Annotated in this window: 19 protein-coding genes; 11 read left to right on the top strand and 8 right to left on the bottom strand. The window is 53.5% G+C overall.

Annotated elements, in window-relative coordinates:
• The first annotated feature begins 300 nt into the window (after window positions 1-300).
• The 5 genes from DBY68_RS01570 to ypdK all read left to right on the top strand — a co-directional run bounded on the left by DBY68_RS01570 (window position 301) and on the right by ypdK (window position 3,923).
• Entirely contained in the window at window positions 301-1,044 is a 744-nt protein-coding gene (locus DBY68_RS01570) for an SDR family oxidoreductase (RefSeq protein WP_108473493.1), read from the top strand.
• A 164-nt stretch (window positions 1,045-1,208) separates the two neighbouring features.
• Window positions 1,209-1,886, top strand: coding sequence for a nucleoside recognition domain-containing protein (locus DBY68_RS01575; RefSeq protein WP_108473492.1), 678 nt, complete (start codon window positions 1,209-1,211; stop codon window positions 1,884-1,886).
• Entirely contained in the window at window positions 1,867-2,328 is a 462-nt protein-coding gene (locus DBY68_RS01580) for a YjiG family protein (RefSeq protein WP_108473491.1), read from the top strand. Before DBY68_RS01575 ends, DBY68_RS01580 begins: the two co-directional genes overlap by 20 nt.
• Before the next feature lie 12 nt (window positions 2,329-2,340).
• Window positions 2,341-3,504: a beta-aspartyl-peptidase gene (iadA, locus tag DBY68_RS01585; RefSeq protein ID WP_108473490.1), complete on the top strand. Its 1,164-nt coding sequence runs from the start codon at window positions 2,341-2,343 to the stop codon at window positions 3,502-3,504.
• Window positions 3,505-3,851: 347 nt separating this feature from the next.
• On the top strand, window positions 3,852-3,923 hold the full coding sequence (ypdK, locus tag DBY68_RS01590; RefSeq protein WP_108473772.1) for a membrane protein YpdK: 72 nt from the start codon (window positions 3,852-3,854) through the stop codon (window positions 3,921-3,923).
• 49 nt (window positions 3,924-3,972) lie between these two features.
• Here the strand turns inward: ypdK and alaC are convergent, their stop codons facing one another.
• A complete protein-coding gene (alaC, locus tag DBY68_RS01595; protein ID WP_108473489.1) occupies window positions 3,973-5,211 on the bottom strand; it encodes an alanine transaminase in 1,239 nt (412 codons plus the stop codon).
• 386 nt (window positions 5,212-5,597) lie between these two features.
• Between alaC and DBY68_RS01600 the strand changes: the two genes are divergently transcribed.
• From DBY68_RS01600 to DBY68_RS01610, 3 genes are read left to right on the top strand one after another with little or no spacing between them, the layout of a single operon-like run.
• A complete protein-coding gene (locus DBY68_RS01600; RefSeq protein ID WP_108473488.1) occupies window positions 5,598-7,298 on the top strand; it encodes a sensor histidine kinase in 1,701 nt (566 codons plus the stop codon).
• A 9-nt stretch (window positions 7,299-7,307) separates the two neighbouring features.
• The gene (locus DBY68_RS01605; RefSeq protein WP_108473487.1) at window positions 7,308-8,045 is read left to right on the top strand and encodes a LytTR family DNA-binding domain-containing protein; all 738 of its coding nucleotides are present in this window, start codon (window positions 7,308-7,310) and stop codon (window positions 8,043-8,045) included.
• Between the two features lie 9 nt (window positions 8,046-8,054).
• On the top strand, window positions 8,055-8,909 hold the full coding sequence (locus DBY68_RS01610; RefSeq protein ID WP_108473486.1) for an AraC family transcriptional regulator: 855 nt from the start codon (window positions 8,055-8,057) through the stop codon (window positions 8,907-8,909).
• Between the two features lie 2 nt (window positions 8,910-8,911).
• Here the strand turns inward: DBY68_RS01610 and ptsP are convergent, their stop codons facing one another.
• The 6 genes from ptsP to glk all read right to left on the bottom strand — a co-directional run bounded on the left by ptsP (window position 8,912) and on the right by glk (window position 16,322).
• Window positions 8,912-11,407 (bottom strand): phosphoenolpyruvate--protein phosphotransferase, encoded by a 2,496-nt coding sequence (gene ptsP / locus DBY68_RS01615; RefSeq protein ID WP_108473485.1) that lies wholly within the window; start codon window positions 11,405-11,407, stop codon window positions 8,912-8,914.
• 9 nt (window positions 11,408-11,416) lie between these two features.
• Window positions 11,417-12,472, bottom strand: a complete 1,056-nt coding sequence (ypdE, locus tag DBY68_RS01620) for an aminopeptidase (RefSeq protein WP_108473484.1) — start codon at window positions 12,470-12,472, stop codon at window positions 11,417-11,419.
• Window positions 12,472-13,557: an aminopeptidase gene (ypdF, locus tag DBY68_RS01625; protein ID WP_108473483.1), complete on the bottom strand. Its 1,086-nt coding sequence runs from the start codon at window positions 13,555-13,557 to the stop codon at window positions 12,472-12,474. Before ypdF ends, ypdE begins: the two co-directional genes overlap by 1 nt.
• Before the next feature lie 14 nt (window positions 13,558-13,571).
• The gene (locus tag DBY68_RS01630; RefSeq protein ID WP_108473482.1) at window positions 13,572-14,819 is read right to left on the bottom strand and encodes a PTS fructose transporter subunit IIC; all 1,248 of its coding nucleotides are present in this window, start codon (window positions 14,817-14,819) and stop codon (window positions 13,572-13,574) included.
• A 19-nt stretch (window positions 14,820-14,838) separates the two neighbouring features.
• On the bottom strand, window positions 14,839-15,165 hold the full coding sequence (locus DBY68_RS01635) for a PTS fructose transporter subunit IIB (RefSeq protein WP_108473481.1): 327 nt from the start codon (window positions 15,163-15,165) through the stop codon (window positions 14,839-14,841).
• A gap of 191 nt (window positions 15,166-15,356) precedes the next feature.
• Window positions 15,357-16,322 (bottom strand): glucokinase, encoded by a 966-nt coding sequence (glk, locus tag DBY68_RS01640; RefSeq protein ID WP_108473480.1) that lies wholly within the window; start codon window positions 16,320-16,322, stop codon window positions 15,357-15,359.
• A 236-nt stretch (window positions 16,323-16,558) separates the two neighbouring features.
• Here glk and DBY68_RS01645 point away from each other — a divergent pair, with 236 nt between their 5' ends.
• Window positions 16,559-17,797, top strand: coding sequence for an ion channel protein (locus DBY68_RS01645; protein WP_108473479.1), 1,239 nt, complete (start codon window positions 16,559-16,561; stop codon window positions 17,795-17,797).
• Here DBY68_RS01645 and DBY68_RS01650 read toward each other — a convergent pair.
• Entirely contained in the window at window positions 17,794-19,455 is a 1,662-nt protein-coding gene (locus tag DBY68_RS01650) for a thiamine pyrophosphate-binding protein (RefSeq protein WP_108473478.1), read from the bottom strand. The two genes, DBY68_RS01645 and DBY68_RS01650, sit on opposite strands and share 4 nt — an antisense overlap.
• A gap of 175 nt (window positions 19,456-19,630) precedes the next feature.
• Between DBY68_RS01650 and mgrA the strand changes: the two genes are divergently transcribed.
• Together mgrA and DBY68_RS01660 are read left to right on the top strand one after the other, a co-directional pair.
• On the top strand, window positions 19,631-20,620 hold the full coding sequence (gene mgrA, locus DBY68_RS01655) for an L-glyceraldehyde 3-phosphate reductase (RefSeq protein WP_108473477.1): 990 nt from the start codon (window positions 19,631-19,633) through the stop codon (window positions 20,618-20,620).
• Window positions 20,621-20,756: 136 nt separating this feature from the next.
• A complete protein-coding gene (locus tag DBY68_RS01660; RefSeq protein WP_108473476.1) occupies window positions 20,757-21,095 on the top strand; it encodes a DUF2502 domain-containing protein in 339 nt (112 codons plus the stop codon).
• Window positions 21,096-21,113 lie beyond the last annotated feature (18 nt).

The following is a 21,113-nucleotide window of genomic DNA, read 5'->3' on the forward strand; positions in this document are numbered from 1 at the left end:
GGGCATGGACGAGAGGTCGATAAAAAAGCAAAAACGATAGTGAGCGAAGGAATTATAGTGAGTAAATTCTAACCAGCAGGGACTATTTCTCTTCGCCTCATCGCCTGGCTATCAAAACAGCCGCATGTGTCGAAGGTATTCCGCCACTCCCCCCTTTTTGCCTGCCTCTGTATCACCGTACGTGCCAGATACAGTGTGATACACAGTGAGCAAAATCAGTCTTGACGCTCAGGGGCGTTGAGGAGGAGATTAAGCCTGCAAGATGGTCATTTTTTAACCTCTCACAAAAGGTGTCGCGCAATGACTCAATCACTGGCAGGAAAAAAGGCTCTGGTTATCGGCGGCTCGCGCGGTATTGGCGAAGCGATTGTTCGCAGGCTTAGCGATGAAGGCGCAACCGTCGCCTTCACGTGGGTGTCATCCGGCGAACGCGTGCAGCAACAGGTAGAAAATTATCGGCAGCAGGGAAAAGCGGTGCAGGCATTTCAGGCCGACAGCGGCGATGCCGCGCAGCTTACAGAAGCCGTAAATCAGGCGACCCAGGCATTGGGCGGGCTGGATATTCTGGTCTATAACGCGGGCGTTTTGCGGATGGGTGATATCGAGAGTTTTTCGCTGGAGGATTTCGACCTGAGCTACAACGTTAACGTGCGTGGGCCGTTTGTCGCAGTTAAAGCGGCGCTCCCCCATTTTCAGCCCGGCGGGCGGATTATCACCATCGGCAGCATCGTCAGCAGCGCAGGCCGGGGGCCTGGCTCCACGGTGTACGGCGTAACTAAAGCCGCCGTCGCCCGCATGGTGCGTGGGCTGGCGTGGGATCTGAGCGAGCGCAAAATTACGGTGAATGATGTTCAGCCGGGGCCGGTCGCAACGGATATGAACCCACTCGACGGGGAGCATGCTGAGTACTTAATCAACGCCAACCCGATGAAGCGTTTTGGCGAACCCCATGAAATCGCCAACCTTGTCGCCTGGCTTGCCGGGCCGGAATCGGCGTACGTGAACGGCGCGTGTATGGCAGTAGATGGGGGGTTAACGGCGTAGCCCTCAGCACAACGGCCTACCTAAATCAGAGAGGGCCGATAAAATCATCGTCCCTCTCACTTGCCTTTATGAATTCTGAAAAATTTCCCGTAGGGTTCGTTTCCCGCTGCGCTTCATCTACTTTGGAGGCTGCGTTTCAGGGATAACGTCAACCGGAGGGAAGTATGGAAAAAACATCCCCGATGCAGGAGAAGGTCAGTTGGGTGGGTTATCTTGCCTTTTTCATGACCGTCATTTTCTTTTCTGGCTTTTTTGCGAAATCCACCGAATGGTGGCGAGTATTTGACTTTACGGTGCTGAACGGCACGTTTGGCGCGGTTAACAGCGCCGGAGAAAGCGTCGTGTCGTTTCGCGGAACAGGCGGTACGGGGGCGAAGGATGGTTTTCTCTTTGCCCTTGAACTGGCACCTTCGGTAATTTTGTCGCTTGGTATTATTTCTGTTACCGAAGGACTGGGTGGCTTACGCGCCGCGCAGCAGCTCATGACGCCTATCCTCAGGCCTCTTCTTGGCATACCGGGCATTTGCTCGCTGGCGTTGATCGCCAACCTGCAAAATACCGATGCCGCGGCGGGGATGACGAAAGAATTGGCGGAGGAAGGCGCTATTAGCGACCAGGAACGCGCGATATTCGCCACCTTTCAGACCAGCGGCAGCGCCATTATTACTAACTATTTTTCCTCTGGCGCGGCGCTATTTACGGTAATAACGGTGCCGGTGATCACCCCGCTGGCGGTGATTCTGGTATTTAAGTTTGTTGGCGCAAACCTGTTACGGTTATGGATCGCGCAAATCGAAAGCCGTCAACGCAAGGAGGCCGTGGATGAGCACGCACGCCCGTAAGAACGTGATGGATCTGTTTGTCGAGGGGGCCCGCCGCGGTTTCACCATCGCCACCACCAGCCTGATGCCCAACGTGGTGATGGCATTTGTGATCATTCAGGCACTGAAGGTCACGGGATTGCTGGATATAGTAGGCAAGGTTTTCGAACCGGTGATGGGGCTGTGGGGATTGCCCGGAGAAGCGGCGGCCGTGCTGCTGGCCTCGGTGATGAGTATGGGGGGCGGAATCGGCGTCTGCGCAAGCCTGGTGGTTTCAGGCGCGCTAAACGGCCATGATGCGACGGTGTTGCTTCCCGCGATATATCTGATGGGTAACCCGGTACAAAATACCGGGCGCTGCCTGGGCACGGCGGGGGTTAACCCGAAATATTATCCGCACATCATCACCATTTGCGTCATCAACGCCCTGCTTTCCCTTTGGGTAATGCAATTGCTTGTATAGGAGAGGTTTTATATGGAAATCACCCTACCCGGTCTGCGTCTGTTTAAGCAAGCGCATCTCTATGCACCGGACGATCGCGGCGTACAGGATTTTCTGATTGCCGCAGGAAAAATTGTCGCCATCGCCCCGGAAATCGACGCCAGCGGGCTGCCTGGCTGCGAAGTCATTCATCTGCAACAGGCCATTGTCTGCCCCGGTTTTATTGACCAGCACGTGCACCTGATTGGCGGTGGTGGCGAAGCCGGGCCGCATACGCGTACGCCGGAAGTGCGGCTGTCGAAGCTGGTAGAAGCGGGTATTACCTCCGTAGTCGGGCTGCTGGGTACCGATGGCATTACCCGTCATCCGGAATCGCTACTGGCGAAAACCCGGGCGCTGGAGAATGAAGGTATTAGCGCGTGGATGCTGACGTGTGCATACTCCCTGCCCTCGCCAACTATCACCGGCAGCGTGGATCGCGATGTGGCACTCATCGATAAAGTGATTGGCGTGAAATGCGCGATCTCCGATCACCGCTCCTCCGCGCCGGGCAATGAGCAGCTCGCCAATATGGCGGCGCTCGCGCGCGTCGGTGGTTTACTGGGTGAAAAAGCAGGCGTTAGCGTATTTCATATGGGTAACAGCCCGCGCGGGATTGCACCACTGGAAGCCATCCTGCAACACGCTGATGTGCCGATAAACAAGCTGCTGCCTACCCACGTTAACCGCGCTGAGCCGCTATTTACCGAGGCAAAAGCGTTTGCCATCCGGGGCGGATTTATCGATATCACCAGCAGCATTGAGACGCCCATTGATGCGGCAAGCGCTATCGCCAGCGCTCTACGCGACGGCGTGCCGCTTGAGCGTATGACAGTGAGTTCCGACGGTAACGGCAGCCAGCCAGTGTTTAACGCTGAAGGCAAGCTGACCGGAATCGGTGTCGCCGGATTCGAGTCGTTGCTGGGGACGCTTCAACAGCTGGTTCAACACCATCAACTTCCGCTGGAACAGGCCCTGCGCCCGTTCACGCAAACCGTCGCCGAATTCCTCGGTTTCGCGCATAAAGGGCGCCTGGCTGAAGGCTGCGATGCCGATTTTATTATTATGACGGCGGGCTTACATATTGATGAGGTCTGGGCGAAAGGGAGAATGCTGGTGCGGAACGGCTATGCCTGTGTGAAAGGAACTTTTGAGTAATGCCTTACGGGCGGGAGAAGCACGTTCTCCCGCCTGCGTTCAAGGCAAAATTAACCATTAAATCAATGTGGTTTACTTAGAATGCTTTCCAAAAAAAGCGCGTCGCTGAAAGGCAAAATATTACCGTGAGAAATTAATGTGTCGTCGATTCACGACAGTTGTAAGTAACTAAAAATTAATAAAAAAATCTCACTTGTCACCCCCTAAAATTAAGCGTACATTAGCGCCATCTGGAGCAGTGATGCACCAAATTCTGAGGTGATGCCAATGTGCGTCAGCTCACAATGTCACAACAGGACATGTTTTCGTTAGAGCGTATAAACGTGAAGTACGCGGAGAGATGAGTCGTGAAATATTTATTTATGGGTGTGTCGTTTATGGTCATCGTTTGGGCCGGTACATTTGCCCTGATGATCTAATTAAGAATGTAAAAAAAACAGGAGCCTTTTGGCTCCTGTTTGCGTTTTATTATTCGGCGTTTTCCGCCGCGTGCTTCGTACCGGAAGGCAGCAGGCCATCGGCGCGGAACATGGCTTTAATACCCCTCACCGCCTGACGAATACGGTCACGGTTTTCAATCAGTGCGAAGCGCACGTGGGTATCGCCGTAATCACCGAAACCAATGCCTGGCGAAACGCACACTTTCGCGTCCTGCAGCAGCTTTTTAGCAAACTCCAGCGAGCCCATTGCAGCATACGGTTCAGGGATTTTCGCCCATACGTACATTGACGCTTTCGGGCATTCAACCATCCAGCCCGCCTCATGCAACCCTTTCACCAGCACGTCACGGCGACGTTTATACTGCGCGGCAATGTCGCGAACACATTGCTGATCGCCTTCCAGTGCCGCAATGGCCGCAACCTGAAGTGGCGTAAACGTACCGTAGTCGTGATAGCTTTTAATCCTGGCCAGCGCGTTAACCAGCGTTTTGTTACCGACCATAAAGCCGATGCGCCATCCGGCCATATTGTAACTTTTCGATAGGGTGAAGAACTCAACCGCCACATCGCGCGCACCGGGCACCTGCATGATCGACGGTGCTTTCCAGCCATCGTAGACGATGTCGGCGTAAGCGAGGTCGTGCACCACCAGCACGTCATAGCGTTTCGCCAGCGCGACCACTTTTTCGAAGAATTCCAGCTCAACGCACTGGGCTGTCGGGTTCGACGGGAAGCCCAGAATCATCATTTTCGGCTTTGGATAGCTTTCACGAATGGCGCGTTCCAGCTCGTTGAAGAAGTCGACGCCTTCCACCAGCGGCACCGAGCGCACCTGCGCGCCAGCAATCACCGCACCGTAAATGTGAATCGGATAGCTGGGATTGGGCACCAGCACCGTGTCGCCATGGTCGAGCGTGGCTAACATCAGATGCGCCAGCCCCTCTTTCGAACCGATGGTGACGATCGCTTCGCTTTCGGGGTCGATCTCTACATCGTAGCGCTCCTGATACCAGCGCGAAATGGCGCGACGCAGACGCGGGATCCCGCGCGAGGTTGAGTAACCGTGCGTATCCGGACGCTGGGCGACGGTACAGAGTTTTTCGACAATATGCGGCGGAGTCGCACCGTCCGGGTTACCCATACTGAAATCGATAATATCTTCGCCGCGCCGACGCGCAGCCATTTTCAGTTCAGCGGTGATGTTAAAAACATACGGGGGCAAGCGATCGATACGCGTAAAACGGCGTTCAGGACTGAATTCAGCCATAGGTTCCTCAGATTCACGTTAGCGCCCGGACCGTCCGAGCGACGCTGCCACGACAGTGGCGTGTTTAGAAAATAGCCTGAAAAAAAACCGTCTGTCGAGGGGTAAGGCAAAAAATAGTTTTTGCTGCCAAAAGGGGAAGCTTAAAAAACGAAGAATCCACCAGCGTTCATAACTGCATTTTTTGACAACATTTAATTAACTTAATTTTATCCTGTTGTTCTCATGAGAAAATCTTAAGCATCCCCTTTTCCCCGCTGATTAGCCGATCATCGTTTAAACCCCTTTTATTTTTGTGGATTATGAATTTTCATCCTCCTATCCAGACAACTGGTCATCTGGCGCGGGGTTTCTTATCATAAGACTTTCCTGATAAACCCGGCGTTCCCATGCACGAAATTTTCAACATGCTGCTGGCGGTGTTCGACCGCGCAGCGCTGATGCTGATCTGCCTGTTTTTCCTGATCCGCATCCGCCTCTTCCGCGAACTGCTACACAAAACGGCCCACACCCCAAAAGAACTGCTTGCCGTCAGCGCGATCTTTTCGCTCTTCGCTCTGTTCAGCACCTGGTCGGGCGTACCGGTGGAGGGATCGCTGGTGAATGTGCGTATTATCGCGGTGATGTCCGGCGGCATTTTGTTTGGCCCGTGGGTTGGGGCAATCGTCGGGTTGATTGCCGGGGTGCACCGCTATCTGATTGATATTGGTGGCGTTACTGCCGTTCCCTGTTTCATCACCAGTATCATTGCCGGGCTACTTTCCGGCTGGATTAACGTCAAAATCCCTAAAGCGCAACACTGGCGCATCGGTATTCTGGCCGGGATGCTGTGTGAAACCCTGACCATGATACTGGTGATCATCTGGGCACCTACCACCGCCCTCGGTATCGATATCGTTTCTAAAATCGGTATTCCGATGATTCTTGGTAGCGTCTGTATCGGTTTTATCGTACTGCTGGTGCAGAGCGTCGAGGGGGAAAAAGAGGCCAGCGCCGCGCGACAGGCCAAGCTGGCGCTTGATATCGCCAACAAAACGCTGCCGCTGTTCCGTCATGTGAATAGCGAATCCCTGCGTCAGGTGTGTGACATCATTCGCAACGATATCCACGCCGATGCGGTGGCGATCACCAATACTGACCACGTACTGGCGTATGTTGGCGTAGGGGAAAATAACTATCGCGATCAGGACGATATAATTAGCCCAACCACATTCGAAGCGATAAGCAGTGGAAAAATCATTATTAAAAACAATGATGAGGCTTATCGTACCCCGGAAATCCACTCGATGCTGGTGATTCCCTTGTGGGAGAAAGGCGTGGTAACCGGAACGCTGAAAATCTACTACTGCCACGCACACCAGATCACGTCATCCTTGCAGGAGATGGCGGTTGGCCTGTCGCAGATTATCTCGACGCAGCTGGAAGTGTCGCGCGCCGAGCAACTGCGGGAAATGGCAAATAAGGCAGAGCTTCGCGCCCTGCAAAGCAAGATTAATCCCCATTTTTTGTTTAATGCGCTAAACGCGATTTCGTCCTCCATTCGCCTGAATCCGGACACCGCGCGCCAGTTGATTTTTAATCTCTCTCGCTATCTGCGCTATAACATTGAATTGAAAGATGATGAGCAGATAGATATCCGTAAAGAGCTGTACCAAATCAAAGATTATATTGCCATCGAGCAGGCGCGATTTGGCGATAAGCTGACGGTTATCTATGACATTGATGATGAAGTGAACTGCGTGATCCCAAGCCTGCTGATTCAGCCATTGGTCGAAAATGCCATCGTTCACGGCATCCAGCCCTGTAAGGGTAAAGGCGTGGTGACCATTAGTATTACTGAAAGCGGCAACCGCGTGCGCATCAGCGTGCGCGATACTGGCCACGGTATTGACCCACAGGTCATCGCCCGCGTTGAAGCCAATGAAATGCCGGGCAATAAAATTGGCCTGCTGAACGTTCATCACCGGGTAAAATTGTTGTATGGCGAGGGGCTGCATATCCGCCGTCTGGAACCCGGCACGGAAATCGCGTTTTATATTCCTAACGCGCGCACGCCGGTAACAGCTCCCGCCACTCTGCTGCCGTTATAGGGAGAGAAAATGAAAGTCATCATTGTTGAAGACGAAATTCTGGCGCAACAGGAACTGACCTGGCTTATTAAAGAACACAGCCAGATGGAAATAGTCGGTACGTTTGACGACGGCCTTGACGTGCTGCGTTTTTTGCAACACAACAAAGTGGACGCCATCTTCCTTGATATCAATATTCCTTCGCTGGATGGCGTGCTGCTGGCGCAAAGCATCAGCCAGTTTGCCCATAAACCGTTTATCGTATTTATCACTGCATGGAAAGAACATGCGGTAGAAGCATTCGAACTGGAGGCATTTGATTACATTCTTAAACCCTACCAGGAATCGCGGATTATCAGCATGTTGCAGAAACTGCAAAGCGCCTGGCAACAGCAGGCGGGCGGCAGTACAGCGATACCGGGGACGACTGCGCGCGAAAATGACACCATCAATCTGATCAAAGATGAGCGCATTATCGTCACCAGCATCAATGATATTTACTACGCCGAAGCGCACGAGAAAATGACCTTCGTGTACACCAAACGTGAATCGTATGTGATGCCCATGAACATCACGGAGTTTTGCAGCAAGCTTCCGGCCACCCACTTCTTCCGCTGCCATCGATCGTATTGTGTGAATCTGGATAAGATCCGCGAGATTGAGCCGTGGTTTAATAACACCTATATCCTGCGCCTGCGCGACCTGGATTTTCAGGTGCCCGTCAGCCGCAGCAAGGTGAAAGAGTTTCGTCAGTTGATGCATTTGTAAGGAGCTTGCATGGCCGCCCCCCGCTTACCCGCTGACCAGCAATTTTTTGCCGACCTGCTAAGTGGGGTGGTGTTAAATCCACAGCGGCTTGGACGGGTGTGGTTTGCGGGTAGCGCAAAAAAGCTGCCTCCGGGAAGCTTATGTATCGATATCCCGCGTCTTGATATCGTTTTGCGCGGCGAGTACAGCAATGCCCTTGAGCCCAAACAACAGCATCTGACGCAAGGAGAGATGCTGTTTATTCCCGCCCGCGCAGCAAACCTTCCCGCCAGCAAGGGGCCAGTGATGCTGTTAAGTCTCGTGTTTTCCCCCGCCTGGCTTGGCCTGTCGTTTTACGATAATCGAACAACACCTTTTTTTCGCCCAACCCGACAGCTTGAGCTTCCCCACCCACAACGCGGTGAAGCGGAAGCCATGTTGACCGCCCTTACCCATCTTAGCCGCACGCCGCAGGATCAGCCCATCATACAGCCACTTACCTTAAGTCTGCTGCATCTTTGCCGAAAGGTTGTTACGTCAGATCCGCGTAAACAGCAGCCACGAACGGAATTTTTATACCAGAGTGTCTGTAACTGGATTCAGGATAACTTTGCCCAACCGCTCACGCGGGAGAGCGTGGCTGAATTTTTCAACATCACGCCAAATCATCTTTCAAAGCTTTTTGCTCAACACGGAACAATGGGATTTGTCGATTACGTGCGATGGGTACGGATGGCGAAAGCGCGTATCATCTTGCAGAAGTACAACTTGTCGATAGGCGATGTGGCGGGTCGCTGTGGGTATCCGGACAGCGACTATTTTTGCCGCCTGTTCCGGCGTCAGTTTGGTCTGACGCCGGGTGAATATCGCGCCCGTTTTCAGTAGATTCAGAACGCGATTTCTGACGTTAATAACGCAATTAAACTCTCTGCATCATCGGCGGAAAAAAGCCGCTCACGAAACGCTTTGTTAACCAGTTTTCTCGCCAGTTGGGAGAAAACTTTGACATGATTAATCCCTTCGTCAGCGCCCAGCGTCAGCATAATAACCAGTTCAACGTCCCCCATTTCCGAACGCCAGTCTATCGGGCGGGGTAGCCGCGCAATGCTAATGCTGGAGTGGCGAATCCATTGCGATTTAGTATGTGGAATTGCGACACCAAATCCCACCGCGGTAGTGACAATATCTTCGCGCTGCCAGATATCTTCCTCAAGTTCCAGCGCATGCTCAGTGCGGCCGTTGACAGCTAAATTTCCGCACAGATACTGAATGACCTGTTCTTTGCTGGTTAACGCCTCATTAAAGCAAATGTTTTCCAGCGCCAGCAGAGGCTTAACCTCGTCGGGTGGAGAGAACGCATCAAGGAGCCCTTCAATTTCCTCACTGCTGCGACATTCGCAGGCCTGGCTTGCCAGTTCGCAGCACTCTGCGCGATTCAATTTACGCAATGCGCTCTTGATGGCCGGAATTCGTGGGCCGCTCATACTGAGCTCATCAAGTCCCAACCCCAGGAGCAGCGGAAAATAACGCAGTTCCCCGCCAAGCTCACCGCATATCCCTACCCATTTTCCGTGACGATGCGCAACGCTGACAATTTGCTGTAACATCCTTAAAAAAGAAGGCGTTATCGGGTTATAGAGCGGAGAAACACGCGGGTTGTTACGATCGACGGCATAGAGATACTGCGTCATGTCGTTTGAGCCAATGCTGAAGAAATCGACCTCTTCACAAAAGTGATCGATGATGTAACAGACAGAAGGAACCTCTACCATTATGCCCAACGGAAGCGACTGAGCATGGCGTAAACCCTCCGCTTTCAATTCAGCCTGTACCTGCCGAAGCGCATTTTTCACCCATAATATTTGGTCAAGGCTATGCACCATGGGAATCATCAACCGCGCCTGCCCATGAGCTGCAGCACGCAAGATTGCGCGTAACTGAGTATGGAAAAGCGCTGTAAATTCAGGATATATACGTACCGCGCGATAACCCAGGAAAGGGTTTTCTTCCTGCGGAATATTGAGGTAGCGGATCTGCTTATCGCCGCCAATATCCATGGTGCGAAAAATAACAGGTTTGTCACCGGCGGCGATTAACACCTGTTGATAGGCTTCAAACTGCTCTTGCTCATCGGGTGCGCTATCCCTGTCCAGATAGAGCATTTCTGTACGGAATAGCCCAACGCCCTGCGCACCATTCGCAAACGCGCCCGGGGCCTCCAGCGCGCTACCAATATTTGCGGCGATATCCATTGCATAACCATCCGCGCTGACCGCGGGCAGCGCGGCATCCAATGACTGACGATACTGACGTTTTTCTTCAAGTTTGCGGGCGACAGCGTAATACCCCTTCACCGACGACGTCGGATCGATTGCCAGAACACCACACTGCGCATCCAGAATAGCGGGATGCCCGACATGCCGTAGTAACCCACCGGTTGGAAGACCGCTCAAGACAGGAATAGCCGAAGCGCGCGCCAGGATTAACGTGTGCGATGTCCTGCCGGTTTTTTCCAGCACCATACCTTTGAGATGGCGCAGTTCAAGGCTTAAAAACTGGCTGGGGGTTAAGTCTTCCGCCACCAGAATGGTTGGCTCAACAAGCTGAAGACGATTTTGCGGCTGCCGCTCAGGCCAGGCAATGTGTAAAAGCTGTTCGCTGATATCACGAATATCGCTCACTCTTTCACGCAGATAATCACTGCTGGAGGAAGCAAGCTTTTCACAAACTTCTTCCATATTACGAACGATTGCCGCCCCCAACCCTAGCGCCTGCTCATGGCATAAGCGACGGATGTTACCCGCGAATTCATCATCCAGAATTAATGAAAGATGCGCGCTGAGGATCGTTTTACTCTCTCCGTCACGCTCGCGGAGCTGTAGATTCAACCGCTCGGCAAGGGTTGCCAGGCTGTGTTCAAGGCGCGTACCGTCTTCAGCGCTGGCTGGAATTGCCCGGTATGCATCGAGGTTGTCGCTCTGCCAGACGGTCAGGATGCCCTCTCCGATGCCATTTGCCAGTGCAGTGCCATAAAGCACATCGGGATTCAGATACACCAGAGAACGGGGTAAAGGATGCGCAATCAATTCAGCTGCGCTCGGCTCTATGCTATCGCTGTCAATGAAGTGATTGACTATCCAGTGTTCCAGCGCCCGCCTGGCCTGCTCTTCATCGCGGCCGATAATTTCGAGGCTGCAACTGTCATTAAATAACGTGCACGTACTGATTAGAGCCAGAGAGCTTTTTGCATCCGCACGGTTATTCAGGCGATGGTTGATGAGTGTAATTTCACTGTGCCACTTTGCGCACTGCTCTTTCAGTTCCCAGGCGGGCCGTGCATGTAATCCGTTTGGCAATGGGCAAAGAAAATGGATGGTTAACATAACGGCTCCTTAGCAACCATTGTGCTGGCATCTGAAATCCGTCAGATGCGCGAATGTGTCTTGAGTGAGATCGTGAATCAATGCAGACAGCAGTTGTTGTGTCTGAACAATGTCGTGACAATCGGCAATTGACGCCGCGCAGTGTCCATAGCGAGTAGCCGGCCCCATAACCAGCGTGGGTACACCGCGACCATTCAGATGCACCGCACCGCCATCGGTACCGCCATTACTGAACATATCCAGTTGAAGCGCGATCTTTTCGCGTGCCGCAATCTCTTCAACCCATTGGGTGAGTTTTGCCGGGGCGATTAACGATTTATCACTGAGCACCAACATCGGGCCTTTGCCAATTTGTCGGTGGTTAGCGGTGCCATAATCGAAATTTTTCGCCCAACAGGCGGTATCCAGCACAATGGCCAGATCGGGTTGAAGCTGATGCGTCGCGGTTCTCCCTCCCCGTAAGCCGACCTCTTCGCTGGAGGTTGCCACCAGCCACACCTCCGCTGGCAATGTCGTCTGAGAAAGTTCGCGAAGCAGTGCTATCAACAGATAACAGCCCAGGCGATCATCGAAAGCTTTACCCATCACTCGTTGACCCGGGAGCGCCTGAAATTCACTGTCAAAGGTCACGCGGTCGCCAGGATGAATCCCAGCCTGAAGCAATTCATCCTGTGAGCTCGCGCCAATATCAACACGTAACGCGCTAACCTCACTGCCGGAACGTTCCCCTTCTAACATTCCGGCAATCTTATTGCCTGAACGCGTGGTAATACGAACGCGCTGAAGTTCTCTTGCAGCTTGCCGAACGTTTCCCACAGGCAAAACATCAATCGCGCCAGAAGAAGAGAGTGAGCGGACAATAAAACCGACTTCATCCATGTGGGCACAAATCATCAGTTTTGGGCCTGCGCTTTCATTCAGACGTATTAATACCGAGCCAAGGCCATCAAACTCGATATGCTTTTGATATTTCTGCGCTTCAGTAATAAATATGTCCCGAACTTCCTGCTCGGATGCGGCGATGGCATCCGCTTCGCTGAGTGCTTTCAGCAACGTTAAGTCCATTATTGTTCTCCGGTGAGTAACAATGTTTTCGGCATGCGATAGAGCACTTCAGCCCCCTGAGGCGTGACTAACACTACATCCTCAATCCGCACGCCGCCCGCATCAGGTAAATAAATTCCAGGTTCTACCGTAAGGAGCATGCCTGCTTCGAGTGGAGTAAAGTCCTGCGGTGAAAAATAGGGTGATTCATGAACCTCAATGCCCAGGCCATGCCCGGTGTTGTGACCAAAAAAGTCACCATACCCGGCGTTCTTGATTACCTTCCGTGCCGCCGCATCAACCGATTGACAAAGAACGCCCGGTTTTATTGCCGCAATCGCGGCAAGCTGCGCCTGAAGCACCGTGTGATAGATGTGATAAAGTGGCGAGTCAGAGGGAGTGACATAGCGTCCATGAACCAAAAAAGTGCGCGTCATATCTGAGCAGTAGCCCCCGTATTGCGCACCGAAATCCAGGGTAACCATCTCACCTGCGACAATCACCTTTTCGCTGGCTTTTCCGTGGGGCAACGCCCCACGAGGCCCGCTGGCGACAATGGTGTCGAATGACGGTTTGTCTGCCCCGAGCGTTTTCATATACCACTCAAGTTCCGCGGCCACTTCTCGTTCGCGCATGCCTGGCTGTATAAATTGCCTGATGTATTCAGCACTGCGATCGGCAATCGCGCATGCGGCACGCACGGACGCTATTTCATCGGTGGTTTTAATCTGCCGCAGGGAATCAAGGGAGATACTGCGCAGAGTCGTGTGAAGATCATTTCGCCACTGCTCAGCGTTGTGCCAGCTTACCTGCTCCCCTTCAAACCCGAGCGTTCGCCATCCCTCTTCGGCAATCAGTGTGTTTATAACGTCAGTAAAACGATGATGGTTATCCAGCAAGTGGAGCTGATAACCCTGCGCTTTTGCGGCGACCTCAGCGTAGTAGCGAAAATCCAGTAAAATATGCGCCTGCGTGCGGCTTATCACTACATAACCCGAACCGCTGGAAATCTGCATATGCGGCTGTTTATTAGCGCGTGAAGAGATCATCACGGCATCCAGATTGTTCGCGCGCAACCAGTCGCGAACAGAAACTAACAGGGTCATCGCGACTCCTTGTCTTAGAGACCTTCGATAATCAATTTGCCTTTGCGATAGAGCATATGGCGTGAGAAGACCACCAGCAGCGCGGTAATCATTGCCCCCAGCGCAATCCCTGCCATGTAAACGCCAAGGTTGCTGACCAGCGGCCAGGCCCAAATCGCCGACTCAGGGAACCACTGCACGGCCCCCAGCCAAACGGCGGTTGTCGAACCGACGATTGCACCGATCATGTAGGACGGAATAGCGGTGAGCGGGCTCTCCAGCGCAAAAGGAATCGCCCCTTCGCTAATGCCCATAAAGGCCAGAAACATCGCCGTTTTACCCTGCGGGTAAAGCTGCGCGCTGAACAGGCGCTTACCCGTTAAACGTCTATCGAGAAGCGTGGCAAGACCGAGACCAATTGGTGGAATAACGATCGCGATGGATCGTGCGGTAACGGGCAGAACATGGTCGGTTGTAAAGCTAAAAGCAACAAAACCAGCCGCTTTATTGATGGGGCCTCCGAGGTCAATTGCCGTCGCAGCAGCGATCCCCATGGCATACATCAGCGCGCCTTTTTCACCCGCTGCCGTCAAAACGGCGCGTATTCCACCGTTTATCCATCCGCCAAATGGTGTGATGACGTAGTACATCGCCAGCATGACGAAAATGGCTGACAGAATGGGCAGCAGAAAGGTGGTTTTAAACGCCAGCAGGAAATCCGGCAGCTGGATTTTCTGATTCATCCACTTAACCAAATACCCGGCCACAATGGAAATAATCAGCGCGCCAATGAAGGTTGACGGTACGGGAGATGTGGTTACCCACTGCAATTGAGCAGTATCAAAACTCAGTAACTGAGTCGGTTGTGTCGACATTAACCCGCCGATGAAACCGGCGGGAAAAGCCAGTTTTCCGCCGATAGAGTTCGCCACAAAAGCGGCAAACATGGGGATCGCAAAACCGAAAAGTACGCCACCAAACGATTGTGAGAGCCAGGCAAATTTAAGTAATGAGAGATTAAACCCGCTAAATTTCCCGCTGTTAAGGGCATCCATGATGCCAATATCGGCGGGAATTTTGAGCCAGCTGTATGCGATAAGCTGGGAGAATGCGAGAATCACCCCACCCATAATGAGCGTAGGCACCATGCGGGATATCCCGGACATGACGTGTTGCGGCAGTTCGCTCCAGAAGCTAATACGCGTGGCCTGCGGCGCTTTAATCGCCGCTGCGCCGCCTGAGGTACCGGGCACCACGCTTGCACTGCGTTTCTTAATGACCATAGAAATTATCCTGTCGACATTACTGTTGCTCTTCGGCAATCATCTCTTCGATTTCTTTAATAATGCCCGCCGCGTTTTTAATGGCGTCCTGAAGCGTGATTTCATAAACATCACGCGATTCAAAGCGCTCGTTGTCTTCTGGTGTGACGGCGACCGAATGAATGATTAGCGTGGCTTCGGCAATATCCTGCGGCGTTAATCGATTCTGAATACCGTCAGCACCCTGCGTTTCTATTTTGACTTCATAACCGGCTTCCACTGCGGCTTCTTCCAGTGCCTGAGCGGCCATAAAGGTATGTGCCAAGCCCATGGGACAGGCACAAACTGCAATCAGTTTTTTGCTCATAATTGACTCCTTGTGTTGAAAACAAGGTGATTATGGCTACGGAAAACCATCCCCGGTTACCAGACAATTAATTCATTTACTGGACAAAACATCCCGTAAATAAAAAGTGTGATGATTATCGGTTTATAGGGGGTAAGCGTGGGGGATAACACAGAATGCCGGGCGAAAAATCGCCCGGCAGAAGAAGGGAATTACAGAATTTGCCCCAGCGTCTGACGCAGGTGCGCCCCGGAGCCCAGTAGACCGGGGTTATCGTGAACAATCAGATAGACCGGAATATCCTGCACATAGGCTTTGAATCGGCCTTTGTCCTCAAAACCGCCTCGGAAGCCGGACGCTTTAAAGAATTCAAGGAAACGCGGCACGATGCCGCCCGCGATATAGACGCCGCCAAAGGTGCCGAGCGTCAGCGCCAGATTGCCGCCAAAGCGCCCCATGATGACACAGAACAGCGACAGCGCGCGGCGACAGTCGATGCAGGTATCTTCCAGCGCACGCTGAGTGATGTCTTTCGGCTGTAAGTTTTCCGGCAGACGGCCATCAGATTTCACAATCGCGCGATACAGATTGACCAGCCCCGGCCCGGAAAGCACGCGTTCAGCTGAGACGTGGCCGATTTCCGCGCGAAGCTCTTCAAGGATAATCCCCTCTTCTTCACTGTTCGGTGCGAAATCGACGTGACCGCCCTCGCCCGGCAGGCTAACCCAACGCTTATCAACATGAACCAGATGAGCAACGCCCAACCCGGTGCCAGCGCCATAAACCGCGATCGGTTTGCCTTCTACCGGTTCCGCGCCGCCAAACTGAATCAGATGCTCTTTTTTCAGCATCGGGATAGCCATCGACACGGCGGTGAAATCATTAATGATTTCCAGATGCGCGAAGCCAAGATTCTTCTTCATTTCAGCAATGGAGAAGGCCCAGGTGTGGTTGGTCATCGCCACCCAGTCACCGGTGATCGGGCAGGCGATGGCGATGCAGGCGTCTTCCACGTCCACGTTGTGTTCTTTGAGATAGACGCGAACCACCGCTTCGAGGCTTGGGTAATCCAGGCCTGAGTAGGTCTTCGCCTGCGAGATTTCACCCGTGGCGAGGTCACATAACGCTAAACGCGCGTTGGTGCCCCCGACGTCTCCTGTTAATGCAAACTTTGTCATTCCGTTACGGCTCCGCTAAAGTCAGGATAAATCTTTATCACAGAGTAAATTCAAGGCGCTGTAACAACAATGACGATTGTGTGAGCACCCCAGAATTATCGATCTACGTCACATAATTTTATGTATCAACCTTAAGGATATATCTGTTTCGCCGTATCGTTTCAGCATCTATTGCGCTGAAGGCATTTACAGAACCCGGCAAAGTGATGCCAGCTTTTAGCCTAAAGGAAACCATCATGCTCCATCCGCGAGCCCGAACGATGTTATTACTCGCCATTCCGGCGATGGTCATTGGTGTTGCCGCCAGCCTGATTTTGATTGTGGTGATGAAAATCGCCTCGGTATTACAGCACCTGCTGTGGAGTACCCTTCCCGGCGCATTAGGCGTCTCATGGGATTCACCGTGGTGGATACTACTTGTCCTGACACTGACCGGCCTGGCGGTAGGTCTGGTTATTCGCTTTAGCCCAGGGCACGCCGGGCCCGATCCGGCAACAGAACCCTTAATTGGTGTGCCCGTCGCGTCCTACTGTTTGCCGGGGTTAATTCTCGCCCTGGTGCTGGGTCTGGCGGGCGGCGTTAGTCTCGGCCCGGAACATCCGATTATGTCGGTTAATATCGCGCTCGCCGTGGTGCTGGGCGCGCGTTTTTTCCCACGTGTCAGTTCTCTTGAGTGGACGATTCTCGCCGCCGCAGGGACTATCGGCGCGCTCTTTGGCACGCCGGTGGCGGCTGCGCTGATTTTCTCGCAAACCCTGAATGGCAATAACGATGCACCACTGTGGGATCGCCTGTTTGCGCCACTGCTGGCCGCCGCCGCCGGGGCGCTCACCACCAGCCTGTTCTTCCAGCCGCACTTTTCACTGCCGATTCCTCATTATCAGCAGATGCGGATTATCGATATTTTCAGCGGTGCGGTGGTTGCTGCAATCGCCATTGCGCTGGGCATGGTGGCGGTGTGGTGTCTGCCTCGTCTGCACGCCCTGATGCACCGGTTAAAACATCCTGTTCTGGTGCTCGGCACGGGCGGCTTTTTGCTGGGCCTGCTGGGGATTATCGGCGGCCCGATTACGCTGTTTAAGGGGCTCGACGAGATGCAGCAGCTCGCCTTTAGCCAGACGCTGACCAGCAGTGATTTTATGCTGATTGCCGCCGTGAAGCTGGCGGCGCTGGTGATTGCTTCGGCCAGCGGTTTTCGCGGTGGCCGTATCTTCCCGGCGGTATTTGTCGCCGTGGCTTTAGGGCTGATGCTGCACGCCCACGTGGATGCCGTTCCGGCGGCAATTACCGTTTCCTGCGCAATTCTGGGACTTGTACTGGTGGTGACCCGCGATGGCTGGCTGAGTCTGTTTATGGCCGCGGTGGTGGTGCCGGATACCACGCTTTTACCGCTGTTATGTATTGTGATGCTGCCCGCCTGGCTCCTGCTGGCGGGCAAGCCGATGATGATGGTTCCGCGTAAAGACAAACCCTAGCCTTTACTGTTGCGCGTCTCCAGCGCCTGAGTGACGGCACGAAGCAGGTCAGGAATGTCCTGCTTCGGCAACACCACCTCCACGAGGGTTAAGCGTTCAATTTGCGCGGTTTTCGCCAGCACCTCGTCCAGTTGAACGCTTTCGGTCACCCTCCAGCACTGCGCCTGGCTATCGAGGTTTAGCGCCTGCGGCAGTTGCGTCCAGTTCCACAAACTGATGTCGTTATAACGTGCTTCGGGGCCATGGATCGCCCGCTCCACCGTATAGCCATCATTGTTGAGCAGCAGAATGAGCGGTCGCAGGCCGTCGCGCAACATTGAACCGAGTTCCTGAATTGTCAGTTGGGCTGCGCCGTCACCGACAATCAACACGACACGTCGCCCCGGGCGAGCGGTTTGCGCGCCAAACGCGGCAGGCAGCGTGAAACCGATAGAGCCCCACAGCGGTTGCACAATCAGTGAAGCATCGCTGGGTAACTTAAGCGCCGCCACGCCAAACGCCGCAGTCCCCTGATCGCCCAGAATGATGTCACCAGGCTGAAGGTGTTTTTGCAGCGTTTGCCAGAAGCGCGCCTGCGTTAACTCGCCCTCTTTCCCGGAGGAAAATGGCGCAATCACACGTGTTTCCGTTCGCCAATTCGCCGACAACTCATGACTCACCGCAATCAATGCCTGCGTCGCCTGCGCCATCGGAATACCGCTGAACCAGCGTTCGCCGACGCGTGCTGCAAACGGTTGAATTGAAATCGATTTTTTGTCCGGGATTTTGTGGGTAAAGCCGGCGGTGGTGGTATCCGTAAAGCGCGTGCCGATACACAGAATCGCCTCCGCGTCCTCTATCGATTCGCGCGTTTGCGATAAACTCGCCACACCGCTGTAAATCCCCACGAAGCCCGGTTGTTGCTCATCAAACAGACCTTTCCCCATCAGCAACGACGCGTGCGGAATCGGCGTCTTTGCCATCCAGTCGCGTAGCGTTTCTTGCAGGCCGAAGCGCAGCGCGAGGAAGTCCGCCAGCAGAGAGACCCGATGACAGGGTTGCAGCAGGTCGCGGACGGCTTGTGTAAAGCGTTGAATCTGACCGTCGTTGATAACCGAATCGTTAAGCGTTAGCGCGTTTACCGGACGACTGGTCGGCGCTTTCGCCACGTCGGCGGGCAGCGAGAGATAGCCCGGACGGCGGTGTTTGATCATTTCAGTCAGTACACGGTCGATTTCATCCGTCGCATTGCGGACGGTTAACACGCCCTGCGCCACGGAAATCGGCGCGCTCATCTGACGAAAATGGTCGAATTTTCCGTCACCCAGCGTATGGTGCAATAATTCCTGACGCTGCTGAGACCCGGTGCAAGGCGCCCCCACAATGTGCAGCACCGGCACATATTCCGCGAAGCTTCCCGCCACGCCGTTTAACGCACTCAACTCTCCCACGCCATAGGTCGTGAGTAACGCGCCGCACCCCTGAACGCGCGCATAGCCATCGGCGGCATAAGCGGCATTGAGTTCATTAGCGCAGCCGACCCAGCGCAGCGCAGGATGCGCAATCACATGGTCGAGGAATTGCAGGTTGTAATCTCCCGGCACGCCAAACAGATGGTCCACGCCGCAATCCGCGAGGCGATCCAGTAGATAATCCGCAACAGTGTAAGACGTTTGCATGATAAGTACCCTTTAGCCACTTGCTCATCTCTGAGTATTGAAGAAGCGGTTCGCCTGTCCAGACAGATACGAAAATGCTATTGGAAAGTAAAATTTACAGCGAAAGGGAGTATACGGCGGGGGAAACTATGGGTAGTGTAAACGTATACACTACTGATGCTTTGCGGAGGAACGTATGGTTTATCAGGCACATCCTGCGCGTTACGCGTCGATGGAATATCGACGCTGCGGCGCAAGCGGGCTGAAACTTCCCGCCATCTCGTTGGGTTTATGGCATAACTTTGGCGATACCACGCATATCGAAACCAGCCGGCAACTGCTGCGCCATGCCTTCGACCTCGGCATTACCCATTTTGATTTAGCCAATAACTATGGGCCGCCGCCGGGCTCGGCGGAGAGTAATTTTGGCCGCATTCTGCGGGAAGATTTTTTACCCTGGCGCGATGAGCTGATTATCTCCAGCAAAGCGGGCTACACCATGTGGGATGGGCCTTATGGCGACTGGGGCTCGCGTAAGTATCTGGTCGCCAGCCTCGATCAAAGCCTGAAACGCATGGGTCTGGAGTATGTGGATATCTTCTATCACCATCGTCCGGATCCGGATACGCCGCTGGCAGAAACCATGCGTGCGCTGGATCACATTGTACGTCAGGGAAAAGCGCTGTACATCGGGCTTTCCAATTATCCGGCTGACCGTGCAAAAGAGGCCCTTGCGATTCTGAACGATCTGGGCACTCCCTGCCTGATCCATCAGCCAAAATATTCCATGTTTGAACGCTGGGTGGAAGATGGGCTGCTCGATCTGCTGAAGCAGGAAGGCGTTGGCAGTATCGCCTTTTCACCGTTAGCGGGCGGCCAGCTTACGGATCGCTATCTCAACGGTATTCCGGCAGATTCCCGTGCCGCCAGCGGCAGTCGTTTTCTTAATCCGGAGCAACTGACGGAAGAAAAACTCACGAAAGTTCGCAAGCTCAATGAGATTGCCACGCAGCGTGGGCAGAAATTATCGCAGATGGCGTTGGCCTGGGTATTACGTGACGACAAAGTGACATCTGTATTGATTGGTGCCAGTAAAACAGCACAACTGGATGACGCCGTGGGCATGTTGAATAACAGACACTTGAGCGCTGAAGAATGCGCCGCCATAGACGCAATTCTTGGATAGCGCAAATTAGCAGCACTTTTAGCAAAAAGTGCTGCTCCTTGCGATTTAGGAGTTACCCCGATGATACGGATATTTACTTGTTCGTAATATAGGGTTAACAGGCCCGACAAGGCCCCGATCGTGAAGGAGATAAACTATGTTCAGGTCACTGATTCTGGCTGCAGTATTGATGGCCTCAGCAGCACCACTGGTTGCTAATGCTGGCGAAATTACCCTGTTGCCATCAATAAAATTACAAATTGGCGATCGTGACAATTACGGTAACTACTGGGATGGTGGCCGCTGGCGCGACCGGGACTACTGGCATCGTCACTATCAATGGCGTGACCGCGGTTGGCATCGCCATGACAATGGCTGGCATCGCGGTTGGGATAATCGTAAAGCCTATGAGCGCGGTTATCACGATGGTCGCCATGACGGGCGTGGACGTGGCCCGGGACGTGGTCATGGTCATGGGCACGGGAAGCATCATTAATCTTTTGCAGAAAGCAGC

This window comes from Pseudocitrobacter sp. RIT415 (genome assembly GCF_003057695.2).
Lineage (GTDB): Bacteria > Pseudomonadota > Gammaproteobacteria > Enterobacterales > Enterobacteriaceae > Pseudocitrobacter > Pseudocitrobacter faecalis.

Excerpts from the sequence above, each read along its gene's own strand:
- DBY68_RS01570 (WP_108473493.1), top strand. The coding sequence starts at position 301 with ATGACTCAATCACTGGCAGGAAAAAAGGCTCTGGTTATCGGCGGCTCG.
- DBY68_RS01575 (WP_108473492.1), top strand. The coding sequence starts at position 1,209 with ATGGAAAAAACATCCCCGATGCAGGAGAAGGTCAGTTGGGTGGGTTAT.
- DBY68_RS01580 (WP_108473491.1), top strand. The coding sequence starts at position 1,867 with ATGAGCACGCACGCCCGTAAGAACGTGATGGATCTGTTTGTCGAGGGG.
- iadA (WP_108473490.1), top strand. The coding sequence starts at position 2,341 with ATGGAAATCACCCTACCCGGTCTGCGTCTGTTTAAGCAAGCGCATCTC.
- alaC (WP_108473489.1), bottom strand. The coding sequence starts at position 5,211 with ATGGCTGAATTCAGTCCTGAACGCCGTTTTACGCGTATCGATCGCTTG.
- DBY68_RS01600 (WP_108473488.1), top strand. The coding sequence starts at position 5,598 with ATGCACGAAATTTTCAACATGCTGCTGGCGGTGTTCGACCGCGCAGCG.
- DBY68_RS01605 (WP_108473487.1), top strand. The coding sequence starts at position 7,308 with ATGAAAGTCATCATTGTTGAAGACGAAATTCTGGCGCAACAGGAACTG.
- DBY68_RS01610 (WP_108473486.1), top strand. The coding sequence starts at position 8,055 with ATGGCCGCCCCCCGCTTACCCGCTGACCAGCAATTTTTTGCCGACCTG.
- ptsP (WP_108473485.1), bottom strand. The coding sequence starts at position 11,407 with ATGTTAACCATCCATTTTCTTTGCCCATTGCCAAACGGATTACATGCA.
- ypdE (WP_108473484.1), bottom strand. The coding sequence starts at position 12,472 with ATGGACTTAACGTTGCTGAAAGCACTCAGCGAAGCGGATGCCATCGCC.
- ypdF (WP_108473483.1), bottom strand. The coding sequence starts at position 13,557 with ATGACCCTGTTAGTTTCTGTTCGCGACTGGTTGCGCGCGAACAATCTG.
- DBY68_RS01630 (WP_108473482.1), bottom strand. The coding sequence starts at position 14,819 with ATGGTCATTAAGAAACGCAGTGCAAGCGTGGTGCCCGGTACCTCAGGC.
- DBY68_RS01635 (WP_108473481.1), bottom strand. The coding sequence starts at position 15,165 with ATGAGCAAAAAACTGATTGCAGTTTGTGCCTGTCCCATGGGCTTGGCA.
- glk (WP_108473480.1), bottom strand. The coding sequence starts at position 16,322 with ATGACAAAGTTTGCATTAACAGGAGACGTCGGGGGCACCAACGCGCGT.
- DBY68_RS01645 (WP_108473479.1), top strand. The coding sequence starts at position 16,559 with ATGCTCCATCCGCGAGCCCGAACGATGTTATTACTCGCCATTCCGGCG.
- DBY68_RS01650 (WP_108473478.1), bottom strand. The coding sequence starts at position 19,455 with ATGCAAACGTCTTACACTGTTGCGGATTATCTACTGGATCGCCTCGCG.
- mgrA (WP_108473477.1), top strand. The coding sequence starts at position 19,631 with ATGGTTTATCAGGCACATCCTGCGCGTTACGCGTCGATGGAATATCGA.
- DBY68_RS01660 (WP_108473476.1), top strand. The coding sequence starts at position 20,757 with ATGTTCAGGTCACTGATTCTGGCTGCAGTATTGATGGCCTCAGCAGCA.